General features: G+C 42.7%; 18 protein-coding genes and 1 pseudogene. 6 read left to right on the top strand and 13 right to left on the bottom strand.

All coding sequences use genetic code 11. From position 1 onward, the window contains the following. Positions 1–158: 158 nt before the first annotated feature. The 7 genes from ABF487_RS06915 to ABF487_RS06885 all read right to left on the bottom strand — a co-directional run bounded on the left by ABF487_RS06915 (position 159) and on the right by ABF487_RS06885 (position 8,167). Positions 159–1,010 carry an aldo/keto reductase gene (locus ABF487_RS06915; RefSeq protein ID WP_415626221.1) on the bottom strand — a complete coding sequence of 284 codons (852 nt, stop codon included), beginning with the start codon at positions 1,008–1,010 and terminating at the stop codon, positions 159–161. Then, complete coding sequence (locus tag ABF487_RS06910) at positions 1,007–2,353, bottom strand: ABC-F family ATP-binding cassette domain-containing protein (RefSeq protein ID WP_415634904.1); 1,347 nt, start codon at positions 2,351–2,353, stop codon at positions 1,007–1,009. Before ABF487_RS06910 ends, ABF487_RS06915 begins: the two co-directional genes overlap by 4 nt. Positions 2,354–2,467: 114 nt before the next feature. After that, the gene (locus ABF487_RS06905; RefSeq protein WP_263779965.1) at positions 2,468–2,914 is read right to left on the bottom strand and encodes an NUDIX hydrolase; all 447 of its coding nucleotides are present in this window, start codon (positions 2,912–2,914) and stop codon (positions 2,468–2,470) included. A 51-nt stretch (positions 2,915–2,965) separates the two neighbouring features. Next, entirely contained in the window at positions 2,966–5,431 is a 2,466-nt protein-coding gene (locus ABF487_RS06900; RefSeq protein WP_415624860.1) for an ATP-dependent Clp protease ATP-binding subunit, read from the bottom strand. Next, positions 5,424–5,906 carry a CtsR family transcriptional regulator gene (locus ABF487_RS06895; RefSeq protein WP_007745749.1) on the bottom strand — a complete coding sequence of 161 codons (483 nt, stop codon included), beginning with the start codon at positions 5,904–5,906 and terminating at the stop codon, positions 5,424–5,426. The genes ABF487_RS06900 and ABF487_RS06895 overlap by 8 nt, the downstream gene beginning before the upstream one ends. A gap of 87 nt (positions 5,907–5,993) precedes the next feature. Then, a complete protein-coding gene (locus ABF487_RS06890; RefSeq protein WP_415634903.1) occupies positions 5,994–7,367 on the bottom strand; it encodes an MATE family efflux transporter in 1,374 nt (457 codons plus the stop codon). Between the two features lie 14 nt (positions 7,368–7,381). Further along, entirely contained in the window at positions 7,382–8,167 is a 786-nt protein-coding gene (locus ABF487_RS06885; RefSeq protein ID WP_415634902.1) for a hypothetical protein, read from the bottom strand. Positions 8,168–8,461: 294 nt separating this feature from the next. Here ABF487_RS06885 and ABF487_RS06880 point away from each other — a divergent pair. The 3 genes and pseudogenes from ABF487_RS06880 (at position 8,462) to pdxT (ending at position 10,831) form a co-directional block, all read left to right on the top strand. Then, positions 8,462–9,258: pseudogene (locus ABF487_RS06880) on the top strand (AAA family ATPase). A 99-nt stretch (positions 9,259–9,357) separates the two neighbouring features. Then, positions 9,358–10,242, top strand: coding sequence for a pyridoxal 5'-phosphate synthase subunit PdxS (pdxS, locus tag ABF487_RS06875; protein WP_415634901.1), 885 nt, complete (start codon positions 9,358–9,360; stop codon positions 10,240–10,242). Between the two features lie 10 nt (positions 10,243–10,252). Further along, on the top strand, positions 10,253–10,831 hold the full coding sequence (gene pdxT, locus ABF487_RS06870; protein WP_415634900.1) for a pyridoxal 5'-phosphate synthase glutaminase subunit PdxT: 579 nt from the start codon (positions 10,253–10,255) through the stop codon (positions 10,829–10,831). Positions 10,832–10,891: 60 nt separating this feature from the next. Here pdxT and ABF487_RS06865 read toward each other — a convergent pair whose 3' ends face one another. Further along, positions 10,892–11,305 (bottom strand): MerR family transcriptional regulator, encoded by a 414-nt coding sequence (locus ABF487_RS06865; RefSeq protein ID WP_415634899.1) that lies wholly within the window; start codon positions 11,303–11,305, stop codon positions 10,892–10,894. Positions 11,306–11,839: 534 nt separating this feature from the next. Between ABF487_RS06865 and ABF487_RS06860 the strand changes: the two genes are divergently transcribed. Genes ABF487_RS06860 through ABF487_RS06850 form a run of 3 tightly spaced genes read left to right on the top strand, consistent with a single transcriptional unit; the run spans position 11,840 to position 14,540 of the window. Further along, entirely contained in the window at positions 11,840–12,478 is a 639-nt protein-coding gene (locus ABF487_RS06860; RefSeq protein WP_415632709.1) for an NAD(P)H-binding protein, read from the top strand. Between the two features lie 54 nt (positions 12,479–12,532). Continuing rightward, complete coding sequence (locus tag ABF487_RS06855; protein WP_415634898.1) at positions 12,533–13,219, top strand: flavodoxin; 687 nt, start codon at positions 12,533–12,535, stop codon at positions 13,217–13,219. A gap of 16 nt (positions 13,220–13,235) precedes the next feature. Beyond that, on the top strand, positions 13,236–14,540 hold the full coding sequence (locus ABF487_RS06850) for an iron reductase (protein ID WP_415634897.1): 1,305 nt from the start codon (positions 13,236–13,238) through the stop codon (positions 14,538–14,540). A gap of 50 nt (positions 14,541–14,590) precedes the next feature. On the opposite strand, the gene ABF487_RS06845 is transcribed toward ABF487_RS06850, so the two are convergent. The 5 genes from ABF487_RS06845 to ABF487_RS06825 are packed head-to-tail and all read right to left on the bottom strand — an operon-like array spanning position 14,591 to position 19,759. Further along, positions 14,591–15,046, bottom strand: coding sequence for a flavodoxin (locus ABF487_RS06845; RefSeq protein ID WP_263779953.1), 456 nt, complete (start codon positions 15,044–15,046; stop codon positions 14,591–14,593). A gap of 24 nt (positions 15,047–15,070) precedes the next feature. Continuing rightward, positions 15,071–17,602: an ATP-binding cassette domain-containing protein gene (locus ABF487_RS06840; protein WP_415634896.1), complete on the bottom strand. Its 2,532-nt coding sequence runs from the start codon at positions 17,600–17,602 to the stop codon at positions 15,071–15,073. A 29-nt stretch (positions 17,603–17,631) separates the two neighbouring features. Next, positions 17,632–18,501, bottom strand: coding sequence for an alpha/beta hydrolase (locus ABF487_RS06835; protein ID WP_007745730.1), 870 nt, complete (start codon positions 18,499–18,501; stop codon positions 17,632–17,634). 11 nt (positions 18,502–18,512) lie between these two features. After that, on the bottom strand, positions 18,513–19,499 hold the full coding sequence (locus ABF487_RS06830; protein WP_415634895.1) for an aldo/keto reductase: 987 nt from the start codon (positions 19,497–19,499) through the stop codon (positions 18,513–18,515). Next, positions 19,496–19,759 (bottom strand): hypothetical protein, encoded by a 264-nt coding sequence (locus tag ABF487_RS06825; RefSeq protein ID WP_263779949.1) that lies wholly within the window; start codon positions 19,757–19,759, stop codon positions 19,496–19,498. Before ABF487_RS06825 ends, ABF487_RS06830 begins: the two co-directional genes overlap by 4 nt. Positions 19,760–19,932 lie beyond the last annotated feature (173 nt).

Genomic DNA, 19,932 nt, shown 5'->3' with positions numbered 1-19,932 from the left:
TCGTAACACATGAAATAAAGAAAGAATTACTTAAAATTGTAAACACTACTTGAAAAAGATTGTCTCGGCTAATCGCTGGTTTTCGAGCTTCCTTTACATCATTCTCAGCTTTTTGATGTCCAAGGTACCCTCTGACATAGTTGCATTCATCCGCCGGCTTAGCCCATTGTCACATTATGGCGAGCCTGGCCTGTATCGGGAATTCGGTCCAAGATAGCCATGTCAGCGTCTGAAAGTTGGAAATCAAGCGTCGCATTGGATTTGGCATGTTCGGATTTTGTTGCTCTTGGCAAAGGCAGAATATCTTTTTGCAGCACATATTTCAGCGCGATTTGCGGAACAGAAACCTGATATTTTTCCGCAATTTTCTGGATCTCATCTTGCGTTGCCAAGCCGCCGGTCGCCAGCGGTGAATAGGCTTCGACTTGAATACCGAGTGATTTCGTAAAGGCCGTAATTTTTGGTTGTGTCCAGCCAATATAATATTCAATCTGATTGACAGCCGGCTTCACGGTCCACATGGTTTGCAGATTTTTCAAATCGTGGACATCGAAATTCGAAACACCGATTGCCTTGGCACGGCCGGAACGATAAATCTCTTCCATTGTCTGCCAAGCTTCCTGATTAGCACCATCATAGCGATAATCTAGATTAATATCAGACCATGGCCATGGTGCATGAATCAAATAGAGATCAACATAATCTGTCTGTAGGCGGTCCAAAGATTCCTGGAAATTCTTCAAAATATCATCATGATTTTTAATTTCAGCCGGCAATTTTGTCGTCAGAAAAATATCTTTTCTATCAATGCCAGAATCTTTGATTGCACGGCCGACAGAAGGCTCATTAAAATAATGAAAAGCCGTATCAATGTGGCGGTAGCCAATTTTCAAAGCTTCCGCGACAGCATGATAGGCTTGGTCCCCATCGGCTAATCGCCAAGTGCCAAAAGCAATTTTTGGAATTTTGTTTTGATTATTCAATTGAAAAGTTTCATCTAAAATACTCATACCTCAATTATACGTTGTGCCTCGATTTTTAAAATCTTATTTGAAACTGCCTGAATCAAAGTCAAATCATGAGAAATGATCAGTAAACCGCCCGTATAAGCCGTCAAGAAATCTTGTAAAGCCTCAATCGCCGATAAGTCGAGAAAATTTGTCGGTTCGTCTAAAATCAGCAGATTAGCATCCGATAATAGGACTTTAATCAAAGCTAATTTGATTTTCTCACCACCTGATAAACTGCCGCTTTTTTGAAAAACTTTATCTCGGCGTATACCAAAAGCGCCTAAAAAGTCTCGCGCTGTCTGTTCATTTTCCAAAGAACCATCAAGCACATTTTCTAAGAGATTGCGATCATTGCGTATTTGGCTGAGGTCTTGATGAAAGTAGCCGATTTTCAGATTATCGGCTCTTGTAACTTGCGGCGGCTGAGCTTGTAAAATTTTTTCGATGGAAGTCGTCTTGCCAGAACCATTTTCTCCGATTAAAGCTACTTTATCACCAGCAGCGATGGAAAAAGTCAGATCGGAAACCAGTGTCTGCCCATCTCGGACAACGTCCAAATTCAAAATTTTTATCAGATTTTTGCCGGCAGCCATATGAAGCGGATGCTGCAGTTTCAGCTTTTTTTGGACAAAAGGTTTTGAAACGTCATTCAAATTATCCATATGGCGGTGCAGATTTTTCGCCACTTGAAACATCTGTTTGGCGACTTTAGCATGAAAAGGATCCCGTACACTATGATTGCTAATCCTTTGTGCTTCGCCACGAACCCTGTTTTCCGCCTGCTGGAGCTTCTTTTTCTTGTTGCGGCTCTCCTTGAATGCGGCGGCTTGACTTTCAGCTTGTGCTGCCCGTGTGTCCAAAAAATTTTGTAAAGTTGACGGAAACACCGTTAACTGGTGATCCTGAAAAGCCCAGATTTCTTGAGCAAACTGGTCAAGAAAATAGCGGTCATGAGAAACAGCCAGCACGCTGCCGGAAAACTTTTTCAATCTGCCCAGCAGCCAATTGACGTTTTCCTGATCCAGATGTGTCGTGGGTTCATCCAAGATCAATAAATCCGGACGCTTTAATAGAGCTTCTTCGATCAAACGTCGAACACGCTGTCCGCCAGATAGCTGATCAAAATCATTTATTTGAGCAACAAAGGCCAAAGAACCGCTAACGTGCAGCTGCCCGCTAAAGTCCTTATCTCGGCCAGCAATTATATTTAAGAGCGTCGTCTTGCCCTGACCGTTATCTCCGATAACCCCAACACGCGCCCGATTTTCGATAAACGCTTTGTCAACCGTAAACAGCTGTTGGCCATCAACTCTTTTTTCTAATTTTGTAATATTTAGAGACATAAAAACCACCTTTTAGAAATCGGTGGTTTCAAACAATATTAAAAATACACCAATCTCGAATTTTATCTATTTAAAATCAATGTATTCTTCACTGGACTTACCTCTTTAAAATTATTATAACAAAGTCTGTAAATAGGCCAGAATTTTTTTGTGTGATGCGAAATGGATCTCAGGCAAATGATCAAAATCAAAAAAAGCGATGGCTTTTGTTTCATGTTTATCAAATGCAGCCGGCTGATTTTTAACAGCTGTTACGAGATAAAAAGGTGTCAATACTTGTGTCTGATCACCGTTGGGATAAGTGAAAAATTCCTGATCAAAATTAGTTAGGAAACGATAGGACAAAATTTCCAAGCCGGCATCTTCTTTAAATTCCCGTTTGAGCGTCTCTTCAACACGTTCGCCATATTCCATATAGCCGCCTGGCAGCCCCCAGCCGCCGGTGTCGGCACGTTCTTGCAGCAGAATTTTATCATCTTTAATATATGCCCCACCAACGCCAACCATGATGAGCGGCATGTGTCCAACCTTTGCACGAATATCTTTTACATAATCAGCCATAATACCATTATATTGAAAAAAGCCTACCAATTAGTGGCAGGCCCTGATCATTCATTTACTTTTTTCCGCTTGTTTGTGGATTAATAGATCGATTTTTCCTCTTTTAGCACCTACCGTCACCGAATCACCAGCTTTGATTCTGCCGGACAGTAATGCGTCAGACACTACATCTTCGACATTATTTTGGAAGGCGCGGCGAATTGGACGAGCACCATATTCGGGATCAAATCCAGCTTGAGCAACTAAGTCAATGGCCGTTTTACTCATTTTAATCGCAACACCTTGTTCAGCGACACGCTCCAAAATACCATGGCTCATTAATTCAACGATTTTATGCAGTTCAGTCTTGTTCAGAGAATGGAAGATAATTGTCTCATCAATTCGATTGATAAATTCCGGACGGAACCTTTCTTTTAAGGCTGCGCGAATTTCACTGGACATCGCCTGATAATTGTCCTGCGGTTCAATAGCACCAAAACCAACATGCTTGTTATCACGCACACGCGTTGCACCTAAGTTCGATGTCATAATAATGATCGTGTTTCTAAAATCGACCTTGCGTCCTTTAGAATCCGTCATATAGCCATCATCAAATACTTGAAGCAGCAAATTAAAGATATCAGGATGCGCCTTTTCAGCCTCGTCTAGCAAAACAACTGAGTAAGGATGATTGCGAACCCGCTCAGTCAATTGTCCGCCTTCGTCATAGCCGACATAACCAGGTGCTGAACCGATTAAACGCGAAGCAGAGTATGACTCTTGGTATTCAGACATATCAACACGAATCATATTATCTTCAGAATCAAACATTGCCTCGGCCAGTGCTTTAGCCAATTCAGTCTTTCCAACACCAGTCGGCCCAAGGAACATAAAGGTACCAATCGGCCGACTAGGATCTTTGATACCAGACCGTGCGCGACGAATAGCCCGTGCCACAGCAGAGATGGCTTCGTTTTGGCCAACAACTCGGCGATGCAGAATCGCCTCCAAATGCAGTAAACGATCAGATTCCGACTTTTGCAGCTGTGTCACTGGTACGCCAGTTTGCTGACCAACGACTTCAGCAATATCTTTTTCAGTCACGGTTAAACCATAACCATGACCTTTGCTGCCATTAATTAACGTATCCGTCTCAATCAAGGCTAATTGTTTTCTAATCTTGATTTCATCCTGGCGGATTTTAGTGGCTTTATCAAAATCCCCAGAGGAAACAGCATCATCCAACTGATCCCGCAACTGTGCCAGGTGTTTTTCCAATTCGGCTTTTTTATCTTCGGGCTGAACCGTATCAATTCTGACTTTAGCTGCCGCTTCATCCATCAAATCGATCGCTTTATCCGGCAGGAACCGATCCGTGATATAACGCGAACTTAATTTAACCGCTGCTTCAATTGACTGATCAGAAATATTAACATGATGATGTTCTTCATATCGAGGGCGTAAACCCTTTAAAATCTGTACCGAATCATCTTCATTCGGTTCATCAATCGTTACACTGGCAAAACGCCGTTCCAAAGCCTGATCAGATTCAATATACTTCTGATATTCATCAAAGGTCGTCGCACCGATTGTCTGCAGTTCACCTCGAGCTAAAGCTGGCTTTAGTAAATTTGAAGCGTCCAATGCACCTTCAGCACCGCCTGCACCTATTAATGTATGCAATTCATCAATAAACAGGATGACCTGCCCATCGTTGTGAATTTCGTTAATAATTTTCTTTAAACGATCTTCAAACTCACCACGATATTTGGTACCAGCAATCAAAGCACCCATATCCAATGCCATTAAACGCTTATGAGCTAAATCAAAAGGTACTTGGCCACTGACGATTTTCTCGGCTAATCCTTCGGCAATCGCCGTCTTTCCGACACCAGGTTCACCAATCAAGACAGGATTATTTTTCGTTCGGCGACTCAAGATCTGAATCACCCGATGGACTTCTTGGTCTCGTCCGACGACTGGATCAATTTGGCCTGCCTGAGCCATCGCAGTTAAATCCCGAGACATTGAATCAAGTGTCGGCGTTCCGGCTTGATTAGACTGATTTTGTACCTGAGCTGCCCGCTGCTGCGTTGGATCAACACCAATTCGCTTGAAAACAGCTTTCGTCAAATCCTGCAGACGAACATCAAGACTGGCTAAAATCCTCGAACTAAGAATGGACTCGTCATTTAGCAGAGCCAACAACAGATGTTCTGTCGCAATTTTTTTTGCACCCAAGCTTTGTGCCTGTAAGGCAGCATTTTTTAAAATTTCCTGTGCCTTTGGCGAATAAGCCAAAAAGCCGGCTGTCACATTCTCATGCGAACCGTAGCCTGTAAATTGTTCGATTTCATTTCTAATGTCATCATCGGTAACGTTATAGTCTTGAAGAACTTTGCTGGCCAAACCATCTTTTTCGAGTGCCAAAGCCAATAACAAATGTTCGGAACCGACAATTTCATGTTTAAAATACTTCGCCTGTTCTTGGGCTAGAAGTAAAACATTTTTTGCTGAAGTTGTGTATTGATTATCCATGTGTGTTTGTACTCTCAAATCTCAGTCGATTGACCATGCCAACAAGGACACGAGCCCTAACTGTGTTTTCAGATACTTTATCAGAAATCCGCAAAGAATTCTTGTCAATGGCTGCCGCCATCAGATTTGCCTCACGTTCGCTGACCACTTTATCATTCAATAGTGCCGTAATAATTTGTCCAGCATTATTCTCACCAATCGAATCACCGATATAATCGATCAGTTCATCGAAAATTTTGGTATCGTCAACCAAGTCAACATGTTCAATACGAATATATCCGCCGCCGCCTCGCTTGGATTCGACAACATAACCGTTTTGCAGTGTAAATCGTGTATTAATCACGTAATTAATCTGGCTTGGCACAACAGCAAAACGACTGGCGATTTCGCTGCGTTTAATTTCAGCAAAATCATCCTGACTGAGGATTTCTTTTAAGTATTGTTCAATTAAATCTGATATATTCGCTTCTGCCATTATTTGACCATTCCTGACTATTATTATAAACGGAAACGGCCCGAAAGGCCAACCCTAAAAAGTTGGCTCTTGTTTAGCGGCCCTTGTTTAACGGCCTTCTAGGTGTATATCAACTTCCTGACCATCTTTTAATTTAGTCAATTTTCGTCGTGCCGAAAACCAAGCTGGCGTCAAAGCTAGCAAAGATCCCGCCCAAGCTAAAGGCGACCCAAGAACCGCCCCAGTATATCCAAATAAGCCGACAAGAACGAGGCCGGCGAAAGCTCTCATAGATAATTCAAAGATACCGGCTACCGTGGGTACCGATGCATTGCCCAGGCCTTGTAAGGTATACCGTATCAGGAATAGAGTGGCCAGCAAGATATAGGGCCCGCCGTTAACCAGAAAATAGGTGCGGGAAAGTGCCAGTACATTGTTTTGCTGACTTCCGGAGCCCAAAATGAACTGAATCAGATAATGGCCGAAATTAATTTCCAAAATCGACATTAAGACAGCCCAGCTGCCGCTGACAAACAAAGCCTGTTTCACTCCCTCTAAAATGCGTGAGTATTTTTTTGCGCCAAGATTCTGGGCTGTAAAAGTGGCCATTGTGATCCCCACACTCATCATTGGCAAAGTTGCCAGTTGGTCAATTCGTGAAGCTGCACCTGAAGACGCAACAGAATCGGTGCCTAAGGTATTCAAAGCTGTTTGCAGAATAACGGCACCAATCGCGATAATTGAATTCTGAAAAGCCATCGGCAAACCAGAATGAAGATGCTCTTTAATGTCTAACCAGCTTGTATGCCAATCATGGCGATGAACTTGCAAAACAGGCAGAACCCGATAGATATAGACAAAACTAATTGCACCGGAAATAAATTGCGCAATCACGGTTGCAAAGGCTGCACCGGCAACTCCCCAAGAAAAAACAACAATGAAGAGTAATTCAAGAACAATATTGAAAAAAACAGCCACAATAAGAAAAATCAACGGCGCACGCGAATTGCCAACAGCGCGCATGGCATTGGCCGCGAGATTATAACTCATCGTTGTAAACATAAATCCTAACAAGATTGTGAGGAAAATATTTGCCTGCTCCATAACGGCTTGCGGCGTTTGCATTAATTGCAGAATTTCCTTATTAAAGACAACAGCAATAAACGTCATAATAGCTGTCAGCGCGGCTGTACAGAAAATTGTCGTCACCATAGACTGGCGAACGCCTCTTAAATCTCCGGCACCAAAACGTTTAGCCGTAATAATTGCAGTGCCTGCAGTAAATCCTTGTGCAAAACCCACCAGCAGCCAATTGAGGGTTGTAGCCAAAGAGACTGCAGCTAGAGCATTAACACCTAGCGTGCGTCCGACAATAACTGTATCCGTCAGCGTATACAATTGCTGAAAGAGATTCCCTAAGAGCAGCGGAATCGTAAAGAAAATTATTAATTTAAGAGGCTTTCCTTCAGTCAGGCTATGCATAAAGTTGTCCTTTGTTATGTGTAAATTCTGTAATTAATCCAAAGATCCCGGTTTGAAGGTAGTGCTGATTGCTTCTGGCTGAATGCTAAGAAAAAATTAAGGGTTAAAAATGAATGTGACGCAAATGATTTTTTTTGAAACATCAGCTGCTGGGCGTTGCTATAGATCTCCAGACGTTGTGTTTCAGTTTGGTTTTGAAACACTAGCGCTGCTTGTTCCCGTTCATCTCGCGCCGCTAGAGCAAAAAGCAATGCTGGCATGTTATCCGTTTGGTCCAAAAAACTCTGCCAATCAAAAAATTGTGTTCGATCAGGCCAGGGCCGCATTCCGCTGTTAGAAAAATCCGTTCGGATTTTTCCCAGAGACAGTTCGGATAGAGTGATTGGCTGGTAATTATCAGCCCATAGCTGTAATTGAGGCCAAAGGCCATGTTCTAAATTCAAATTCTGTTCAGTGGATTGGCCATTACTGAATTTAGCCGATAGAGAGTCATCTTCAAACAAACTGTATGAAATTTGTTTTTCTGGATCACCGCTTTTTTGCTTTAGTGGTGGCAACGTGAATGTCAATGAATTTTCATGAACAGTAACTTCTGCATGCTGGTCATGAGCATACTGTCGCGTGTGAAATATGCTCTGGTCCAAAGAGATTGATCGGTCAATCGACTGAGAAAAAGCATACCCGTCCAAAGATGCCGTAAGACCATTGACTGAAATTCGAACACCGTGAGCATTTTCTAGCGAATACTCTTTAATCGCCTGGTCAGAATTGTCATAAATTTTAGTTATTGCGGATTTCATAACTTTTTGTTGACTACTCGCAATCTCGTACCAAAATATTTTCTGGTCTAACGAGTTTGCAAATGAAACATTATCCTAAGTGCAATAAGTATATATTATAGAGTTTTTTTCTCACTTTGAAAGAGAAATGACTGTGTTTTTAAAAGCAATCTTTATCATAATAGTTTTCGATATCACTGAAATCGCAAAGCAATCTCGGCGATTCGCTATTGCTGAAATTTAATGACTCACTTTAGGGACGATTGTTGGAATTTTTGTTGTCATAGGCCGCCGCCCGAGTTTTAAACTTAGTTTATGCTGCTAAAAGAAATCATTTTCAAGACGAGCACCAAGAAGGCAGATACCTATCCTTTAAATCTGCCCTGGTTTTTGCAAACGAAAAAAATAAGCTTCTCGACTCCCGTGACAATTCTCGTGGGTGACAACGGATCAGGCAAATCTTCTCTTATGGAAGCTATTGCCTTATCGAATCAAGCGATAGCCATGACTGGACAGCCTTTATTGCATAATCCCGAATATGCTGCAATCGAAAAAATCGAACCTTATCTGAGTCTGCACTGGCAGCAGCAGAATAAACGTGGTTTTTTTTTCGAGCCGATGACTTTATTTCTTTTATCAGAGAGACGCAGCAAAGAAAATATGATGCACAGCAGGAACTAGATCAGATTGACGACCCGCATAGTTTGGCCCGTATCCCCTATCTGCATACCTTGTATGATTTGGCACACTTGTACCCGATTGATTTGGATAAGGTGTCGCATGGCGAGGCTTTTCTGGAAATTTTTAAAACACGTTTCAGGCCCAATGGCCTCTACCTATTAGACGAGCCCGAGGCTCCGCTGACATCGGAAAACCAATTATCCCTTATTTATCTGATTCATGAAGCCGTCCTGCAAGGAGCTCAATTTATTATTGCAACGCATTCGCCGATTATCATGGCTTACCCGAAAGCAGACATTATTCAGTTATCGGACGACGGGCTGCGAAAAATCAGTTACGACCAGATTCCGCAAGTATCTTTTTTACGCAATTTCTTGGATTCGCCGGAAAGGTATTTCTCAAAACTTTTTTCTGACTCAGACGATTTGTGATTTCAAAACATCATTAGCAAATGCATACTTTTTGCTTGTACATATTTAAACTAGATGGTGTTTAAGCTATTATTAAAGACAATTATTCGGAGGTAAAAATTGGCAGAAAAAGGAACACAAATCGTTAAAAGAGGCATGGCCGAAATGCAAAAGGGCGGCGTCATCATGGATGTCATCAATGCAGAACAGGCTAAGATCGCCGAAGAAGCCGGTGCAACAGCCGTTATGGCTTTGGAACGCGTCCCATCAGATATTCGAAAAGCCGGCGGCGTTGCAAGAATGGCTGACCCGGCTATTGTTGAACAGGTACAAAATGCTGTCTCGATACCAGTCATGGCTAAAGCGCGAATCGGGCATATCGTCGAAGCAAGGGTTCTCGAGGCTATGAAAGTCGACTATATCGACGAAAGTGAGGTTTTGACGCCCGCCGATGATGTTTATCATATTGATAAGAAGGCTTTTACAATTCCCTTTGTCTGCGGCTGCCGTGATTTAGGCGAAGCTGCAAGAAGAATTGGTGAAGGTGCTGCAATGCTTCGTACTAAAGGCGAACCCGGCACTGGTAATATTGTAGAAGCTGTTCGCCACATGCGTTTGGTTAACAGTCAAGTTCGCAAATTGGTTGGCATGTCCTCAGATGAAGTGATGGTTTATGCCAAAGAATTGGGTGCGCCTTACGATGTTTTAATGGAAATTAAAAAAGCTGGCCGCCTGCCCGTCGTTAACTTTGCTGCTGGCGGCGTGGCAACACCATCTGATGCTGCTTTAATGATGGAATTGGGTGCCGATGGCGTATTCGTCGGATCAGGCATTTTCAAATCCGAAAATCCGGCTAAATTTGCTAAAGCAATCGTTGAAGCAACAACCTATTATAAAGATTACGCTCGCATCGCCCAGCTTTCCAAGGGATTAGGCAACCCGATGAAGGGCATCGATATGAGTGTCCTGACACCGGCTGAACACATGCAGGAACGCGGGATTTAAGGAGTTGTCCATGACGGTAAAAATCGGTGTCTTGGCGCTTCAAGGCGCTGTTAGCGAACACGTAAAAGCATTAGAAAAATCCGGCGCACAAGCAGTAACAGTCAAACATCCGGCAGAACTCTCTGGTTTGGACGGCTTAGTACTGCCCGGTGGCGAAAGTACAACGATGCGGCGCTTAATGGACCGCAGTGGTCTTTTTGAAGCAGTTAAAAAATTTGCCGAAACAAAGGCTGTTTTTGGCACTTGTGCTGGGCTGATTCTAATGGCTAAACAAATTGAAGGACGTAAAGGTCCCCATCTCGGCTTACTAGATATTGATGTCAAGCGCAACGCATTCGGCAGTCAAGTAGATAGTTTCCAAACAACACTGGATATCAAGGATGTTGCAGAAAACTTTGATGGTATTTTTATCCGTGCGCCATATATAAAAAGCGTGGCGGACAATGTACAAGTTCTATCAACCTACGAAGACCATATAGTGGCCTGCCGGCAGGGCCGCTTCTTAGCCTGTGCCTTTCATCCGGAACTAGCTGGTGATAGTCGTTTCCATGATTATTTTGTGAAAATTGTCGAAAACGAAAAGCAATAACTGCTTTTTCTATATTAAAAACACGTCGAATTGGCGTGTTTTTTTTGTAGACAGATTCAATCAATCAATAGTCTGATCTTGGACGTGCTTTTTTTTCAAACGGGCCAATTCCGCTTCGGCTTTGACCATGTGGTCTTCGTAATGATCCAGTTTCCAAGTCAAATGATCGATGGCAGCTTGCAGGTCATCTCGCTTTTCTTCCATGACCGATAACTGCTGTTTCAATAAATCCTTTTGTTCAGCGATATGGTCCTCACTGGAATCTACTAAATGGATATAGAGCAATAGATTTTCAATACTCATACCAGCCGACCGCATCTGACGAACAAAGGTGATTCTACCAATAATTCGCTCATCTATATCGCGAATACCGGAACTCGTCCGATTAATTGGCGGAATCAAACCAACTTTTTCGTAGTAGCGGATTGTATCAGAACTAACTTTAGTTATTTCACTTGCCTCTTTTATATTCATAAAATAATTGTCCCTTCCGTATTAACTTTTAGGCCGATCAAATGACATACTATCGAGCCAGCAATATTAATTGCGATTATGCCAGAATAATTCATTGCAAAATGGGATGAGAAATTTGCAAAAATACGGTCAATTAGCCTGAAAGTATCGTCCGAAGCGTTTCCTGAACAATCATCACTAACTGATATTCTTTGATAAAGCTCTCAAATGTGCTGTACTGATCCTCATAACTTATCTGGCCCAGTCGAGAAATATTATAGTCCACTAAATTCAGACTGTCTTATCTGCCACCTAACCAATCCGCTGCTTTCTATTTTTTAACTGATACCAGTCAATCCGACTATTTTAAGTGTTTAGAAAAAAATGAATTTGACGAGTTTTGTCAGCAACATTTTAATTTTTAATATTTTTTAAGACAATGAACATAGTCCTAACCAGGTGCTTACAATGAAACAACTGATTTCCTTCAAGACCTTGACCTGGAGTGTACTCCAAGGTTTATCATTTGGTAATTAGATCAAAAAGGAGCAATACATGAAAATTATTATTCTCGGGGCTGCGGGTCAAATCTCGCGGCAATTGACAGAACGATTGCTAAAAGAAACAACGCACGATTTGACTTTATTTGCACGAAACGCTGATACGCGTTTGCAAGATTACGCAGCTAGCAATCGTGTCACACTTATTTCCGGTGATCTGACCGATCAGCAAGCCGTCACTAATGCAATCGCAAAACAAGATTTGGTTTACTTGGACTTTGATCGTTTGCCAGTAGTCAGCACAATGATTTCGGCAATGGATACTAACCATGTGAAGCGCCTAATCATCGCTGGTGCTTTGAGTATTTATAACGAAGTTGTTGGTGAATTTGGGCGTTGGAATAAACGCATAATGGGTGAAATCTCGCCTGAACGTCGCGAAATGATCAATAAGATTGAAAATAGCGATTTGGACTATACCTATATGCGCATGACTTGGTTATATAACCAAATTGGCAACACAAGATACTTTACAATTCAAAAGGAAGAACCATTTCGCGGTGCACAGGTCACACGACAGGCGATCACGCAATATGTCTTAGATTTAATCGCCGATCCAACACGGGATCTTCGAGCTTCGGTTGGAATTGCAGAGCCCGGAACCGAGGACTATCCCAAACCAAGTTTTTACTAAATCGCGTTCTTAAAAAAGAGCGGACCCCCATCCTATTTTAGAAAGAGGTTACTCATGAAAACCCGTGTTACCCTATTTATCGCCGCTATCGCCATTATCGCGACCGCCGTTATCGGATTCGATCTTCTGCGCGGCCAGAACAAAAATTCACCAACCACAACCGTCAATCAAAATGTATCATCTAATAATCAAGGCGACAAAGTTAAAGGAAAACAGAAAACACTGATCGTTTATTTTTCTAGGCGTGAAGCTGCATCCAGTATTTACAAGAACAGAGTTTTAAAAATCGGAAATACGAAGCAGATCGCCGATATGATCAAAAGCAAAACCAATGGCGTCGAATATGAAATAGTCCCTGTCAAAGACTATCCAAAGAGCTTTGACAGAACATCGGAGGTTGCCCAGCAGGAACAAAATGACAACGCACGACCGAAAATTAAAAATCCTATCCCTGATGTCAGTCAGTATGACACAATCTTTATCGGTGCACCAGTATGGTGGGGAGATTATCCAATGGTCGTTCATACATTCTTGGACGCAGTGGATTTGAATGGCAAAAATGTCGTTCCCTTCTCGACACACGAGGGGTCCGGCTTAGCTAACTACCCCGAAGTACTACGCAGGCAATATCCCAAAGCCCGTATTTTGAAAGGTTTGGCCATTCGAGGAAGCGATGTTGCATATTCCCGCGGCGACGTCCAAGGCAGAGTTGATCGTTGGCTTACGTCACTTGGATACTAAAATTATGAGGTGAATTATGTTAAAGAGACATGAAGCGGCCCTGTACGCAACTTGGCTGATCATCCTAGTAGCCATTCCAGCGCCGCTTGTTTATTTCCTAAATCAAAATTTGGTTGATACCAGACAAAATATTTTAATCTATAGTTTCGGCGTGGTTGCTTATGTCTGGTGGCTGACAATTGTCTTCTTATCGACGAGGCCAAGATGGTTAGATCGTTTGATCGGGCTCCCAAGCATGTATTTTGCTCACGCATTATTGGGCGTCTTGGCTTTATCCTTTGCAACACTGCACAAATTACAGGCTTTTTCGATTGATGAAACAATTAAAAATCTTGGTAACTATGCCTGGTATTTGTCAATTTTCAGCATTGCTTATGCTATTTTCTTCATGTCAGGCTGGCTAGTGGATCGAATGAGGTTTCTTAAAAGAATCAAAAACCAGCTTCATTTTATATTCAAACACCAACTATCTTTGTGGATTCACCGATTGAATTTCGTCATCATCGGACTCATTTGGCTGCACGTTCACTTGATCGGACGAATCAGCGGTATTACAAACTTCATCATCATTTTTGATATTTATACGATCTTCGCTCTGTCTGCTTATGCTTGGCATCAATTCATTTCATATGATCAAAAGAAATATAGCGGACAGGTAATTGGCAACTTCCCACTAGATGCAACCACGCAGCAATTGGTTATTAAATTGGGACAGAAGGCCGCTGATTACCGAGCTGGCGATATTTTCTTTTTGAAATTCAAAAAGAACCCCGTTATATCTAGCGAGGCACACCCCTTTTCTGTCACTTCTTCTTCAGACGAATCACACAAGGTTGTGACTTTTACAATTCAGCGTTTGGGGGACTTCACCAAAGCAATTAATCGCGTTGCTATCGGCAGCGATGTGCAATTAGAAGGGCCATTCGGTATGTTGGACGCAATTGTAGCTGATAGTGCCAAGAAAAAACAGCCAGTGGTTTTATATGGTTTGGGCACTGGTATTGCACCTGTACGAAGTTTGGCAGTTAAATACGCTAACAAGGCAGCAATACATGTAATCTGGAGTACACATCGCAACTCAGCAATTTACTATGATGACGACTTTCTTTCGTTAAAAAATAATGATGCCCATTTCAAATACGACGTAAAAAAAGCTCGTTTCACACAAGAAAATCTGACGTCAATTTTAGACAAAACGGAAATCAGTGCTGCACGATTTATTATTGTTGGTTCTGCTGCTATCGTCCTAAATGTCGAAAGCAATTTAAGAAAAATTGGTGTGGCAGGTAATCGTTTAATTGATGAACGCCTCACGATGTAAAAAAGTGTTAAAAAAAGCCAAGAGCAATAAAAGCTCTTGGCTTTTTTAATTTAAAGATCATTCTCATTGACGAATTTCGTAATAGCTGCTGTTGCATTAGCTGTTAAAGCAGCACCGACATGTGCTCCTGATGCAATCGCCCACTTTTTGACTGAAGGCAGACTTTCTTTGATCGAGCTTTGTCCACTTGTCGTAAAGGGCAGAATTTCCTTGTCCTTTAAGTCGTAATTATCAAAGAAACTAGCGATAATCATTGGTGCTTGATGCCACCAAGTCGGAAAGCCAAGCATGATTTTCGTTTCTCCGGATAAATCAAGTTTCTGATCTTGAAGCTGCGGATGAATATCTTGTTCAACTTCAGATTTAGCCCGATCAGCAAGTGTCGAAAAATCACTTGGATAAGCCTTCACAGGCTCTAAACGATAAATCGCTGCCTGAGTCAGCTTGTGCAGCTCGTTAGCTGCTTGAGCCGTCGTGCCGGACTGTGAAAAATAAACAATAATCATTTTTAAAATTCCTCTTCTTTTCTTTTATACGCTTGTCTGTGCCTGAAAATGATCCCAGTACTTCTGTAAATAGGTCAAAGTGATGCTGGTAGGATGCTGAATTAATTGCAAGGGCTGTCCAAATGCCATCACTTTACCACCGTCACTGCCGCCCTTTGGCCCCAGATCAATTAAATAATCAGAATTAATCATAATAGTCATATCGTGTGTGATCACGATAATCGTTGCACCATTTTCTTTCAGCTTGTCTAAGACACCTAACAGGATCTGAACGTCCCTGGGATGAAGGCCGATGGATGGCTCGTCAAAGACAAACAGTGCCCCTTTTTGGCCGCGCGTTAAATGTTTGGCTAGTTTTAGCCGCTGGGCCTCACCACCTGACAAGCTCGGGGTACTTTCACCAAGATGCAGGTAACCCAGACCAACCTCTGCTAAAAGCTGAAGCTGCCGCTCAATAGCCGTCTCCGATTTAAAAACCGGTAAAGCAGCTTCGACAGACAGATTCAATAAATCAACAATTGAATAACCGTGCCAGAGTATTTTTTGAACATCATCAATGAAACGTGTGCCATGACAATAGGGACAGACCTCTTCAATATCTGGTAAATATTGAACGTCTAGAGTCATTGTGCCAGTTCCGCCGCAGTGTGGGCAAGCGCCTTCTTTGCTGTTGTATGAAAAGTAAGAAATACCGAAATGTTTGGCCTTTGCGGCTGGTAATGACGCGAAAATATGCCGCAAATTGTCCATGATACTTGTATATGTGGCCAAGGTCGAACGGCCATTTTTACCAACTGGCGATGAATCCACACTGATCACTTCATGCAGATCAGTATTTAATTCAGTCACCTGTTTTGGCAATTTGAGACCGCGTTTTTTATCTTGGATCGCATTGACCAAGCTATCTAAAATCAAACTAGTCTTGCCAGCACCGGAAAAACCCGTGACGGCTGTCAGACGATTATCAGGAAATTCGATAGCAACATTATGCAGATTAAAATAATTCGATACGGTTAAATGCGTTTCGTGCAATTTTTTCGACAAATCTGTCAATGCTGCTTGTTTGGGCCGCAAAATCTGAGCCTTGCCTGAAATAAAGGGGCCAATCAAAGATTTTGGATTATGTGTCAAAGATTCAGGCGTCCCTTCAGCAATCACGCGTCCGCCAGCATCCCCAGATCCCGGGCCAATCTCAATCACCCAATCTGCTGCCGCAATAATCGAGCTCTCGTGGTCCACGACGACAAGTGAATTGCCTTGTGCAATCAAGGCACGCATGACATGAATCAGACCGCGAATATTGTCCGGATGCAGGCCAATTGAAGGCTCATCCAAGACATACAAAACACCAGTTGTTTCCGTTCTGAGCGTTCTGGCAAGTTCAATCCGCTGTAATTCACCCGTTGACAGGCTGTTGCCGTTTCGAGATAAAGTCAAATAGCTAAGGCTCAACTCTAATAAAGGCTGCAGATTATTATCAAGATCGGCAAACAAGGCCCCGGCCATCTTTTGCATATCCGCTGGCAGTTGGGCTTTAGTTTGGCGCTCCCATTCGGGTAATTGGCTTAAAGTCAGATTGCCAACTTGTACAATCGTCAGGCCAGCTACTAATTGCGTTAATAAGTCCGGATTCAAGCGTGTGCCATGGCAAACTGGACAAGTTGAAAAATGAAAGAAGGCGTTTAATCGAGCTACTGACCGATCGCTTTTAGAACTTTTAACAGAATCATAGACTGCATCATAGGCATTTTCATAGAGAGCTTTGTCCGTATGGAACACGCGGCCTGTACTGCTTCTGAAATCGACTTTGTATTGTTTTTTCTCACCATGCAGGACGATATCTTTTTCTTTATCCGTCAAATCTTTATAAGGGACATCCGTACGAACGCCGATATTAGCAACCACAGTCGGCATAAAATTCCGTCCTGGCAAACGCCAAGAAGCTACAGCGCCTTCAGCTAGCGTCTTATTCTCATCGTCAATAATTTTCTCCGGATCAAGTTCGCGGATACGCCCCAAGCCATGGCATTCGGGACAAGCACCGGTCGAATTAAACGAAAAATCCTCAGCACTTTTTGCCATAAAAGCAGCACCGCAGACCGGGCATGTTATCTGTCCCATTTTCTCGCCCGACATAGCCATTGCTTGAGCGATCGCCATACTTGGTTCCAAACGATGTCCGTTGGGGCAGGCAACCGAACCTAGACGAGAAAAAATCAAACGAACAACATTGAAAATTTCGCTCATTGAACCAACTGTTGAACGATCCGAAGGAATGCTTGGCCGTTGGCGTAAGGCCAAAGCTGAGGGAATATGTTTGACAGACCGTACCTGAGCACTTTTGGCCTGTCCAATACGATTCTTGGTATATGTCGACAAAGCGTCAAGATAACGCTTAGAACCTTCCGAATAGAGAATGCCCATGGCTAATGAACTTTTTCCTGAACCCGAAGGCCCGGAAATGGCCACAAATTTATTCAGCGGAATATCAACGTCAATATTTTTCAAATTATTGACGTTACCGCCCCGCACTTCAATATGATCGATCTCACTCACCTGTATTGCCCCTTTTGATCAATTCCAATTTATTTGTTCCAAAGAAAACGCCCGATCAAACGATTAACCTGATTATTGCGATGCAACCGGCTGTGCTGTGCTTGACGGCCCTTAATCTCGACTTCGCGATAACTTTTATAGCGGCCATTCAACAAATATTTTAAAGAACGTGCCGAGACATTAGTGACATCCCCATCAGAATTGCTGCCGTTTTCCAAATTACCAAAAATATTTAAAATATCAACACGATTTTCAGGAAAGCGATTACGGCGGGCGAGCATCACTCGATAATAACTATTCAAGTAACGCGGCCGACCCTTAGCCAATAAACGATTACGGTTTGGCTGATCGTCGATTCCAACAATGCCGTCAAAGTGCCCGGCAATGTCAACTTGTTTATTAATTTGCGGCAAACGCGGATTATTGCCATCAGCTAATTGATAATACATCAGCGCCAAATTACCCATTGAATGAGCCACAACATTGACGCGCTTGATCTGATAATTCTTTCTCAAATCCTGAAGAATATTGCGCAGCCAACGGCCGTCTTCATTGTAGTTGCCATTGCGGTTATTCTGGAACAGAACTTGGATCAAAGGCTGCTTGGCATTTTTAGGCCAGCTGCCCTGTAAGTGAACTTTGCCAAAAGGCGAAACGCGGGCAGTCAGGACCTTCGTCGCGCCTTGATGCTTGACAGCATAAGCAATCATGTCATTGCTAGAATTGGCCGTGCCGCCGAAACCATGCAAGTACAAAGTCGGTACACTTTTAGCACGATTACCAGCTTTAGCCGGTCGGCCATAAATCAGGAAATAAGCAAGAACAAAAAGAAACAGCAGCAGAACTGCTGCTGTTATAATCAGAAGAATTTTTTTATTGTGTCCTTTAGCTTGAACCATCCTTTGATAGATTACTTCCCAGCCCTTTTGGCAAGTTCGGCAGAATAGCGATTGCCGGTAATTTTAATCTCTTTGGAGGATTCATTCAAATTATTTAATTCGTCCTCTGTGAATTTAACATCCAAAGCACCAAGATTTTCTTTCAAACGAGATAACTTGGTCGTACCAGGAATCGGCACAATCCATGGCTTTTGCGCCAGAATCCAAGCCAAAGCAATCTGTGCTGGCGTTGCCTGCTTAGACTTGGCAAAACGATCAATCAGATCAAGCAGTTTTTCGTTGGCGGCAATTGCTTCTTTGGTAAAACGAGGCAGATTACTGCGGCCGTCATTCTCAGCAAACTGAGTGTTAGCATTGATCGCACCAGTTAGATAACCTTTACCCAAGGGACTAAATGGGATAAATCCAATGCCAAGACGCTCCAATAATGGGAAAAGTTCCTTTTCCGGTTCCCTGGTCCAAAGCGAGTATTCGCTTTCGACAGCAGCCAAAGGCGTCACAGCGTTAGCGCGTTTAATCGTTTCCAAGCCAGCTTCAGAGAGACCCCAATGCTTGATTTTACCTTCTTTTTTGAATTGGCCCATTAATTCAGCCACATCTTCAATCGGTACTTTAGGATCTACCCGGTGAAGAAAGTAAAGGTCGATCGAGTCGCGATCTAGGCGCTTAAGCGAACCCTCTAATGACTTTCTAATACCGTCTAAATTGGCATCGACAATTTGTTTGCCGTTTTCAATGCGAATACCGCATTTGCTGGCGATCGTGACTTGATCCTTGTAAGGTGCTAAAGCCTTACCCAACAGTGCTTCATTAGTAAAGGGGCCGTAAACTTCAGCTGTGTCAAAGAAGGTCTCGCCTAATTCGACCGCTTGCTGAAGCAGATAAGTCATCTCTTTGGGATCTTTAGGGTCGCCATAAGCAAAACTCATCCCCATGCAGCCAAGGCCCATGGCATCAACTAGTAAGCCGTTACGGCCTAATTCGCGTTTTTCTTTCATTTGTTATTCCTCTTTTCTATGAATTGCAGCTGTTCTATTGGAGCTTGCGATGAAGATCGGCTAGCGTTGATCGGAAGCTGGCCACTGATAACCGAAGATGAATCACGCCCGTTTACAGTACCAGAAGAAGCTATATCGCTTTGTGCACTAGCAGAATCCATATTAGCAAGATTGCCGCGTGTTCCCCGCTTAACAATTAAAGCGACCATTGTAATAACTACAAAAGAAGCAAGTACGATCAGTAATGATCTGGATTTCATCTTTTCTCCTTTTACACGCCTCAATTCAGACTATCATTTGGAGTCCGCTTCAAGTCAAGCCTTTTTCCTTGTGAAAAAAGTAATTCATTTTTATTGTATTTTTTCTTGACTTAGAGTCAGCTCCAAGGAATATGATCATTTCTGTTGACCGCTCGCTAATGAAAAGTTAGTAA

Origin of the sequence: Oenococcus sp. (assembly GCF_047725585.1) — a bacterium.
Classification (GTDB): Bacteria; Bacillota; Bacilli; order Lactobacillales; family Lactobacillaceae; genus Oenococcus; species Oenococcus kitaharae_A.
Note: the sequence above shows the minus strand (reverse complement) of the source record. Positions and strands in the feature narration are given on the sequence as shown.